Raw genomic sequence first — 9,470 nt, 5'->3', positions numbered from 1 at the left:
GCATTCATCGCCTACACGCGCGGAGAAACTCCTCCGCTACCCAGTCTGGAATGGGAGACCGTCGCATGATCATGGCGCTTGCCCGCAAGGAGTTACGGGAACTGCTGCCGCTGATCATCTTGGCGCTGTTGGCGCAGCTCGTCGTGGTCACGGCGGCTATGGGAATCTCGGTGGGACTTCTCGACCAGCCGGCGCAAGTAATTCCATTCGTGGGCCGGGACATCATCTGGTACACGATCGTGGTCGCCGGGTTACTCGCGGTGGCGGCCGGCTTGCGACAGACGATGTGGGAGTCGGCCCAAGGGACATTCCAACTCTTGCTGCACCGGCCGGTTAGCCGTCAGACGATTTTCGGCACCAAGTTGGCCGTGGGCGCCGCGGCCAGCGTGCTCGTGTTGGCGCTGCCTGTGTCGGCCTATGCACTGTGGGCGGCGACGCCGGGTACACATGCCAGCCCCTTCTATTGGTCGATGAGCGCCTGGACATGGCAATTGTCCGTGGAAATGCCGCTGTTGTACCTGGGGGCATTTATCAGCGGATTGCGCTCGGCCCGCTGGTATGGCAGTCGTTTCCTGCCGGTCGCCGGGGCGTTCGTGGTGTTGGTTCTGATCTCGGCGTTAGGGCTGGCGTTTTCCAGGTATGTCGCGGCCATCACGACGTCGTTCGCCGTCGATGCGGCTTTGGTGCTGGTGATCATCTACATCGCCAAATCACGAGATTTCTCTTGAGCCGAGGATGTCCATGGACAGGCTTACACGCAGCAAGTTATTCGCGCCGCTCGTGCTGGCGGCCACTCTCGCCTTGGGTGCCCAAGGTATCTGGGGCTTCGCCTGCATGTGGACCCAGGCCGTGATCGGCGCTGGGATGATCCACCCAGTGAATGAATCGCTTGAGATAACCCGCGACGGGCGGGCGCTGATTCGTCATATGCAGAAAACCAACGGAATGTGGCGGCACGACTATCGAAGTCTCAGCGGCCAAGAGGTAAGCGATGCGACCGTTAATAGCGCGACGGCTCTTTACCTGGCAGCCCCGACGGCCAAGCCGGATTGGCTAAATTGGAATCAGCGTATCCAGGGCTTTGCCGATACGCGGAATTGGCCCACCTACTGGTTCCTGAGCCGCGATGCGCGAGCACCGGGAAATGCATACTTTGTTCTGTACGACGGTCAGACGCGGCAGCTCGTGGGGTATTTCGGGCCGCACGGTTTCCGGCCTGATCTACCGCCGGCGGACGAGCAGTTCAGCGATGTGCCCCAGTGGGGCTACGCGCCGATTCTTACCGCCGCGAACTATGGCGGTGGCTCGGAGTGGAACAGGGCCTCGGCGGTGTATCTGATTGGCAATTCCAAGTTGTGGCGGATCGATATCGAGGGGCGCGCCATACAAACCGTCGAGGTCCCTGACGAGCCCGTTTCCGTAGCTTGGCTTGGGACTAATGAACATGGCGGCCCAGCTTTCGACCGTACGAAATACAGAGTCGTCGTGCGCACGCGCGACAACATCGCGTTACTCGATGTGAAGGGGGCGACGCTTCGCTCGTTTCCGATTCCCGCGCCGCTCGGGGAGCGAGACATCCGCTTCTTTGACACCGAAGCCACGGATGTTGTTTTGACGTCGCACAGCACGCGCGGCGATGCGGATGTCTATTGGATCGACGAAGCCGGCGGCGCAGACCGACACGAGAACGTTCAAATATCGGGCATGAAGGCCGTCGACAACGAGTCCGCGGCCTGGCTCGTGGCCCTAGTGGTGCCAGCACCGCTGGTCGAGGCATTCTATTACACGACCGAAGCGGCGGGGCATGTCGAGTCGGGTGATGCGGCGAGCATGGCCGAGGCCTTCGCACAGACGTTCAATCAATGCTGGCCGGCGATTCTTGCCGTAGGGACGCTGTCGGCTTTATTGGCCGCCGTGTGTTATCGACATCGTCGACGTTACGCCGACCGCGACGGGGCAGCCTGGGCATTGTTCGTCTTCTTGATGGGCGTGCCCGGGGCGATCGGCTACTGGTTGCACCGACAATGGCCGGTCACCGAGCGCTGTGCCCATTGCGGCGCGACGGCACCTCGCGATCGCGACGGCTGCCTCGTGTGCGCCGCAGAGTTTCCGGCGCCGGAGCTAAAGGGGATCGAAGTCTTCGCGTAGGTTTCAGGAATCCTTGCGAGCGGGTTTTCCGCGCCGCCCGTCTTGCAGCTATTGGTTGCCATACACGGTCGATGGATCGACTAGCCGCTCCAGCACAACTTTCGGTCCGTCGGCCGTAAGCTCGCGAAAGAAGCAGCTGCGGAATCCTTCGTGACATGCTGGGCCCTGCTGTTCGACCTTGAGCAGAATGGTGTCGGCGTCGCAATCGACCAAGATCGCCAGTACGCGCTGCACGTGCCCGCTTTCTTCTCCCTTGCGCCAGAGGCGGTTCTTGCTGCGGCTGAAGTACACGGCGCGGCCAGTGGCCACCGTCTCGGCGAAGCTGGCCTCGTTCATATAGGCGACCATCAACACCTCGCCGGTCGCGGCGTCTTGAGCCACGGCAGGGAGCAATCCGTCCCCCTTGGCAAAGTCCGGAAGCGGTACGGCAGTGGAGGGGGGGGGCGCGCTAGACAAGGTAACCTCGGCGGTTGGACCGGATTAGGACCGCCAGATTGAACAGTCGGCGGCAACCTGTCCGATTATATCGGAGTTGCCCGGGCGGGATCAGGCATACCAACCTCCGGCGTGCGTGCCTTGGGGGCGTGATTCTTGACGCGATGCCTGCGAATTCTGGCAATCATTGGCCATGTGCGTTGCGCAAATTGCCGGTGCGACACGCATCGGCCATCCAGCTCGGACTTTCCTCTCTCACGGCAAGTCGTGCCCCACACGCCTCTGACGAGGGCCGACTTGAGTTGCCAGGGCAACTTTCCGATGGATAGGGTGCAGGGCGGCGTCGGCCGGACCGAGTGGCATCTTGATCGCGGACGGGGCGCGCGGAACCCTGCGGCCTTTAACGACAGAAGTGTCCCCGACAATTGATGACCCGCGGTTGGCGCCCTCCGGAAAAAACGGTCACCTCATTGCGGTCCTCCACCGCGTGCAGAAAGGACTCTCGGCTTGAAACCTTCTCTGAGCATGATCCTGCCGGTTCGGAACCGCGAAGCGACCCTGGCGGCGCTCGTCGTCCAGGTCGTCGAAGTGCTGCCCGAGCTGACTCCACGGTGGGAACTGCTGATCGTGGACGACGGGTCGACGGACGCGACAACGGAAGTGATTCAAGAGTTGATCCGCCCCTACCCGCAGGCCGCTGTGATTCATAACTCAGCCGAGCGCGGAGACACGGCCTGTTTTCGCGCCGGCATGCAGCGAACGCGCAGTGACGTTCTGCTGCTGAGGTCCGACTCATGCGATCTGGACTTGGCTGGGCTCGACAAGATGTGGAAGAAGATCTCGTCGCATGATCTAATCGTGGCGCGAGCTCATGGCGACGCCGCGCCCGGGCGGCAGCCGGCCCCCTCTCTGCGCAAGCAAATGTCGAAGGCTGTGGTGGGCCCTGCACTGCAAATGATTCGCCGTCGCGCGATCGAAAGCTGGATCACGGGGCGCAGCCCCCAAGACTTGCAATCATATCTGGCTCTCAAAGGCTACCCGCAACACGAGGTCGAACTGCGTCACGCTTCGTGGTCGAAGGGAGCCAGGGGCAAAGCGGCGGCCTCGGCTCTCAAGAATAAAGTTGCCACATCGCCCCAGCATCGCGACGAGGGCGACACGGCGGGCCGCCCCAAACGTCCCAACTATTTGTTGCGTTTGAAGACGTTTGCTCTGGGCGAATAACACCTGGGCCGTAACACGGCAGTCCTGCGTCGGGCCATCGCATTCGCATTGATGGCGCGAAGAGTCCTAGAGCGCGGCATTCGGCGCGCGAATCCAACGCCATGCGATTAGCGATACCAAGTGTCTAGCAGGCAGACTTTTTTACCTGCTTTCGCGCGCTAGCAAAGATGCTTTCTAGGCTAAGCATCGGCACGTAATTTGCGCCGGCTGCGTCGCGGTGCCGTGAATCACCGCACCCCCATCCCTCGGGGTATTGCGCAATAATTTGCCACGCCGCCAATGCACACGAAGAAACTGTGAATAACCGCGCGCAGGTGCTTGTCCCTCTGGAAGCAGCTAGTTATGATTTCCTTCGGAACTCGATCACACCACATCTATCGAGTTTCAACGACGGGGTAAATCACCCGTGGGTCAGCCGAAGTTTTGGCGGCAACAACTTAGGCAAGTTGTGTTGCAGCCCCCAGTCACGGAAATTGTGCTCGCCCCCCGAGCCAATTCGTGGCGTGAAATGACTTGGCGTTGTGGTTTCTGATTCGTGGCATGTCGTGCGCTTGCCTGTGGTTATTCCAGGGCGGTTCATTGGTTTGCTGTCTGACATTGGATCGACCGGCTCGTTCAGATTGACGCGCGTCGGACCCAGATCGTGAACCGCCCTGTTTTTTTAACCGTGGGTATTTAGGGATGCGTCGTTGTGCCGGCAGGGTTGCCGCAAATCGCTCTTTCGTACAACCCTGGACAGGAATGAGGTAATGGCATGAGCATCTCCGAAATAGGCACGGGTGAATTCCCGGCGGTCAAGACCCACACCCCGGATCCCGGCAAGGGGCGCGTCGTCCTGCATCGCATCGCGACGGTTCGACAACAGCAGGGAATTTCTCTGCGCGGGCTTGCCCGCCAGTTGCGCACCAGCATCAGCGAACTGGAATTGGAAGAAGAGGAACAGACCGACCTCCGCCTCAGCCGCGTGTATTGGTGGCAGAGTGTTCTGGAAGTGCCCATCGGCGAGTTGTTGCTCGATACAAACTCACCCTTGTCAGCGCCAGTCCTCGAACGTGCGCGTTTGGTGCGCATCATGAAGACTGTCGCAGCCATCTCGGAAAAAGCGGAGAGTTCGTCGATCAAGCGACTCGCGCGCACGCTGGCTTCTCAGCTGGTGGAGTTGATGCCCGAGTTAGAAGGCGTCAGCCCCTGGCACAATGTCGGTCAGCGGCGCACGCTGGACGAGCTGGGACGCATCGCCGAGCGGCCATACTCCGACGATATCTGGCGCGACATGTAATCGCTCGCTCCTCAAGCGACCGTGCTACGAAGAAATCGTCGCAGCCGTCCCGCCGGAAATGGGATTCGCAATTACGCTGCGCTACGACGCGCGCAGCTGCGCGCCCAATTCGCGCCCACAGCGGGCGACGATCTCGTCGCGCACGGCGTCGGCCTGCGAGCCGGCTAGCGTGCCGGCGGCGTCGCGCAACTTAATCGAGAGCAGGACGCTCTTTTTGCCCGCTCCCAGACGTTCGGCATCGCGATAGGTGTCTTGGTAGGACAACTCTTCCAGATACGCGCCACTGCCACCGCGCACCGCGGCCGCGATCTCGGCCCAAGTAACGTGTTCGTCGACGACTAGGTTCAAATCCCGCGCGATGGCCGGGAACGCAGGCAACCGCTCATATTGCGGAACCAGGTTCGCCAGTTTGACGAGCGCCGCCACATGCAACTCGGCCACGGTCGACCGGCCGCGCAGCTCGAAGCGCCGCAGTCCGTCGCTACTCACCTCGCCCAGCACTCCCAGCACTTCTCCGCCCACCAATAGCCGGCATGACCGCGATCGATCGAATAGCGCCGCTGGCGGTTGGTCGGCAACTTCCAGCACCGCGCGCGGATTCAATCGCGCCAGGATCGCTTCGACAAGCCCTTTGACGTGGGCAAAATCGTGCCCGCTGGTGATCCCTAGCATACGCTGCTCGTCGGGCAGCAGGCCGGGACGTGGTAGATAGACGTGGGCCATCTCGAACAGCTCGATCATCGCGTTCGACAGCGTTTCATTCGTGCGCCGGGCGACCAACAAACTGGGAATCAGGCTGCGCCGCAGATGATCGGCCCGCCGCAAGATAGGCATCTGCGTCACTAGCGGAGCGGCGTCGGTCCAGGGGCTGAAGGCGCTTGAAACCTCTTCCTCGACAATGCTCAGCGTCAATGCCTCGTCGACTCCCGCGGCCACCAGCACCTGGCGAATCTTGTCCAGCACTTGATCGTCCGCACGGCGGGCCGAAGCCGCCATCGGCACGCTGACGTCTTCGGGAATTTCGTCGTAGCCGTGAATCCGCGCCACTTCTTCGACCAGGTCGACCTCGCGGGTCAGGTCGGCGCGCCAACTGGGGGGCACAACCTCGATTTCGCCATCTGCGACAAGTTGCTCGCTGTTGCCGAGCGCCGTCAGAATCTGCCGTACACGCTGCTGCGCGATTTCGATGCCCAAAACGCGCTTTAACTGCGACAGACGCAGCACGACCGGTTCGCGTGCCGTCGGCTGTACCCCGACGTCAATCACGCCCGCGGCCAACGTCCCGCCGGCCAATTCCAGTACCAAGCGGCAAGCCCGCCGGCTGGCCCAATCGACACTCTCGGGATCGAGGCCGCGTTCAAAGCGAAAAGAAGAGTCGCTGTGCAGGTTCAAACGCCGCGCCGTGGTGCGAATCGACATTGCGTCGAATGCGGCCGCCTCGATCAGAACATCGCGCGTCGCCGCGGTAACTTCCGTCGCCAGCCCTCCCATGACGCCCCCCACGCCCACGGCACGTTCGGCGTCTGCGATCACGCACATGCCAGGGCCCAGAGTGTAGGAACGATGATCGATGGCCACCAGCGTTTCGTCGGTGTGCCCTTCACGAACGATGATCTGTCTTTGTTTAAGGCCGGCCAGGTCGAAGGCGTGCAGCGGCTGCCCGCACTCCATCAATACATAGTTCGTGATATCGACGATGTTGTTGATTGTCGCAATCCCCAGCGTGGCCAGCCGCCGCGTCAGCCAAGTTGGGCTCGGGCCCACTTTCACTCCCTGGATCACGCGGGCCGAATAGCGCGAGCAAAGCCGCGGACAATCGATGCGTACCTGGGCCAGCGTTTCGACCTGGGGGCCTGTCTGGGGCAAATCCACCGGTGGTATCTTCAGCTCGCGTTCCCACAATACGGCTACTTCTCGCGCAACGCCCAGGTGTCCCAGGCAGTCAGGCCGGTTGCTGGTAACTTCCAGATCGATGGCCAGATCGCCGCCGACCTCCTTGGTCTCCTCGTGGTTCAGCCCGGCCAGCATCAGCCGCCGCTCGAGTTCGGCCGCCGGCATGTCCAACTGGACGTATTCTTTCAACCAGTTCCAGGAAACGATCATGGCAAAAAGCGATTCTTAGGGGGTGAAGTTCGCGGAACGACAACCTGCGGGGCCTAGAACTGTTCCAGGAATCGCACGTCGTTCTTATAAAACTCGCGAATGTCCGTCACGTTATGGCGCCGGGCACAGACGCGTTCCACGCCCAGGCCGAAGGCAAAGCCGCTTACCTCTTCGGGATCGTAGCCTACGGCCCGCAGCACGTTGGGATCGACCATTCCGGCCCCCCCCATTTCGATCCAGCTGTCGTGCCAGCTCATATCGACTTCCACGCTCGGCTCGGTGAAGGGAAAGAACGAGGGACGAAAGCGGATATGCACCTCGCCGCCGAAGTAGCTCTTGGCGAACAGCCGCAGCACGCTCTTCAGATCGGCCATCGTCACGTGATGGTCGATCAGCAATCCTTCGATCTGGTGGAACATCGGATAGTGCGTGGCGTCGGCCGTGTCGGGTCGATAAACGCGCCCCAGCGAAATGATACGCACCGGTGGCGGCGTGCTCTCCATGACGCGGATTTGCACCGTGCTGGTTTGACTACGCAGCAGCAGTGGCCCGCTCGTCTGGGCTGGCTTATCAGACGCTGGCACGCTGACGCCGGCCGTCGCCAGATAGAAATTCTCGAGCGGGTCGCGGGCGGGATGCGCCGGCGGAATGTTGAGCGCTTGAAAGTTATGCCACTCGTCCTCGATCTCGGGTCCAACAGCGGCCGTGAATCCCAGTCGGCCCATGATCTCTTTCAGGTGTTCGATCGTCTGCGTGATGGGGTGCAGATGGCCCAATCGCAGGGCGCGTCCGGGCAGCGTGCGATCGAAGACCGGACCGCCGGTGTGCGCGGACGAGGCCGTTGCGCCGCCTCGCTGGATCCGTTCTTGCGCGGCGACGAAAGCCGTGTCGAGTGCTTCCTTGATCTCATTGAAGCGTTTGCCAGCGGCGGGCTTTTCGGCCTTGTCGACCTGGCCGAGTCCCTTTTGCACATCCTTTAAACGACCGCTCTTGGCACCCAGGAATTCGATGCGGGCGGCTTCCAGCGCGACTGAGTCGTTCGCGCCGGCGAAAGCCACTTCGGCGGCCGCCAACAGACCTTCGAGATCCGCCAGGAATTCAACGAGTGCCATAGAGCAACAAGTGACTATTCAGAAGGAACAAAAAGTGCCAAAGAGTCGGGCCGAAGTCAGCTCTTGGTAAATGCCTTTTACGCGGCGAACGCCATACACCATCGGTCCAGCCGCGCATCCCAGGTGCCGTAAACGTACACCAACCAACGGCCAAAAAGAAAGAGAGGCAAGTCACGCGTGACCGGCCTCTCCTGATGGTTTGCAGCTGCGCCAACGGTGCAGTCGTTAGGCGGCGCTTTGCAGGGCCGCTTTGACCTGCGCCACGACGGCCTCGAATCCGGCCGGATCGGCAATCGCCATTTCCGACAGCGACTTGCGGTCGAGCGTGATGTTGGCCTTTACTAGGCCGTGGATGAACTCGCTGTACCGCAGGCCGTGAGCGCGGGCCGCGGCGTTGATGCGAATGATCCACAGCCGGCGGAAATCTCGTTTGCGTACGCGGCGATCGCGAAATGCATAGACGCCGGCGCGAACCAGCGTCTCCTTGGCCGAACGCAGCAGCGTGCCACGGCCGCCGCGAAACCCCTTCACCTTTTTGAACAGACGGCGCTTGGCCTTGTTGCGGGCTGCGCCCTTGGTAGTTCTCATGGCAGTCGACTCCCCTCCTCACGCTGCAAGGCCTTCCCCAATCAGGGAACGTTGTGCGGTGCCCGGCGTGGTGTATTCAGTGCGGGCCGCTATCGCAGCGGACGCGCGTTTGTAATGGGTAGCTACCGTGATGTCTGGTAGTTTCTAGTAGCTATTGCCGCGCAAAGCGTTCTTGATGCGCTGGGCATCGGCCGGCGCTAGCGCCCGCGTTCCCCGGCGTTGCCGTACTTGCTTTTGCGAAATGTGCGTCGACAAGTGGCTGGTGCCGGCACCGCGGTGCATCACCTTGCCGTTGGCAGTTACGCGAAATCGCTTCTTCGAGGCTTTGTGTGTCTTTTGCTTCGGCATGGCGAAGGGCCCGCCCTGTCGGTGAAGTTGGCGTTATAAAGGAATCCGAGATTATAGAGTAAGTCCCACGGGCGGCAAAGAGGGTAAATTACGGGTAGACAGAATGGTTGGGACCAGTCGCTCACGTTTGACGTGGGTTACGCTGGAGTTGCGTTTACAATGCGCAGAGCCACCACGGAGGACTGGTCCCATGAAAAAGCTAGTATACGTCGGTTTGGATGTCCATCGGGATA

General features: G+C 61.3%; 9 protein-coding genes. 4 read left to right on the top strand and 5 right to left on the bottom strand.

All coding sequences use genetic code 11. The annotated features are described in order from the left end of the window. Both VGG64_13800 and VGG64_13795 read left to right on the top strand, forming a co-directional pair. A partial coding sequence (locus VGG64_13800) for a hypothetical protein (GenBank protein ID HEY1600677.1) occupies positions 1–728 on the top strand: 728 nt, incomplete at its 5' end. A 13-nt stretch (positions 729–741) separates the two neighbouring features. Next, positions 742–2,148, top strand: a complete 1,407-nt coding sequence (locus VGG64_13795) for a hypothetical protein (GenBank protein HEY1600676.1) — start codon at positions 742–744, stop codon at positions 2,146–2,148. 48 nt (positions 2,149–2,196) lie between these two features. On the opposite strand, the gene hisI is transcribed toward VGG64_13795, so the two are convergent. Further along, complete coding sequence (hisI, locus tag VGG64_13790; GenBank protein ID HEY1600675.1) at positions 2,197–2,541, bottom strand: phosphoribosyl-AMP cyclohydrolase; 345 nt, start codon at positions 2,539–2,541, stop codon at positions 2,197–2,199. Positions 2,542–3,090: 549 nt separating this feature from the next. On the opposite strand from hisI, the gene VGG64_13785 reads away from it, so the two are divergent. Together VGG64_13785 and VGG64_13780 are read left to right on the top strand one after the other, a co-directional pair. Next, positions 3,091–3,807, top strand: a complete 717-nt coding sequence (locus VGG64_13785) for a glycosyltransferase (protein ID HEY1600674.1) — start codon at positions 3,091–3,093, stop codon at positions 3,805–3,807. Positions 3,808–4,561: 754 nt separating this feature from the next. Continuing rightward, on the top strand, positions 4,562–5,086 hold the full coding sequence (locus tag VGG64_13780; GenBank protein ID HEY1600673.1) for a hypothetical protein: 525 nt from the start codon (positions 4,562–4,564) through the stop codon (positions 5,084–5,086). Positions 5,087–5,167: 81 nt separating this feature from the next. Here the strand turns inward: VGG64_13780 and pheT are convergent, their stop codons facing one another. The 4 genes from pheT to rpmI all read right to left on the bottom strand — a co-directional run bounded on the left by pheT (position 5,168) and on the right by rpmI (position 9,237). Continuing rightward, positions 5,168–7,189: a phenylalanine--tRNA ligase subunit beta gene (pheT, locus tag VGG64_13775; GenBank protein HEY1600672.1), complete on the bottom strand. Its 2,022-nt coding sequence runs from the start codon at positions 7,187–7,189 to the stop codon at positions 5,168–5,170. Between the two features lie 53 nt (positions 7,190–7,242). Next, the gene (gene pheS / locus VGG64_13770; protein ID HEY1600671.1) at positions 7,243–8,301 is read right to left on the bottom strand and encodes a phenylalanine--tRNA ligase subunit alpha; all 1,059 of its coding nucleotides are present in this window, start codon (positions 8,299–8,301) and stop codon (positions 7,243–7,245) included. 225 nt (positions 8,302–8,526) lie between these two features. Then, a complete protein-coding gene (gene rplT, locus VGG64_13765; protein ID HEY1600670.1) occupies positions 8,527–8,889 on the bottom strand; it encodes a 50S ribosomal protein L20 in 363 nt (120 codons plus the stop codon). Between the two features lie 144 nt (positions 8,890–9,033). Continuing rightward, a complete protein-coding gene (gene rpmI / locus VGG64_13760; protein ID HEY1600669.1) occupies positions 9,034–9,237 on the bottom strand; it encodes a 50S ribosomal protein L35 in 204 nt (67 codons plus the stop codon). Between the last annotated feature and the right edge of the window lie 233 nt (positions 9,238–9,470).

The organism is Pirellulales bacterium, assembly GCA_036490175.1.
GTDB lineage: Bacteria > Planctomycetota > Planctomycetia > Pirellulales > JACPPG01 > JACPPG01.
This window is presented reverse-complemented; position numbering and strand designations above follow the sequence as displayed.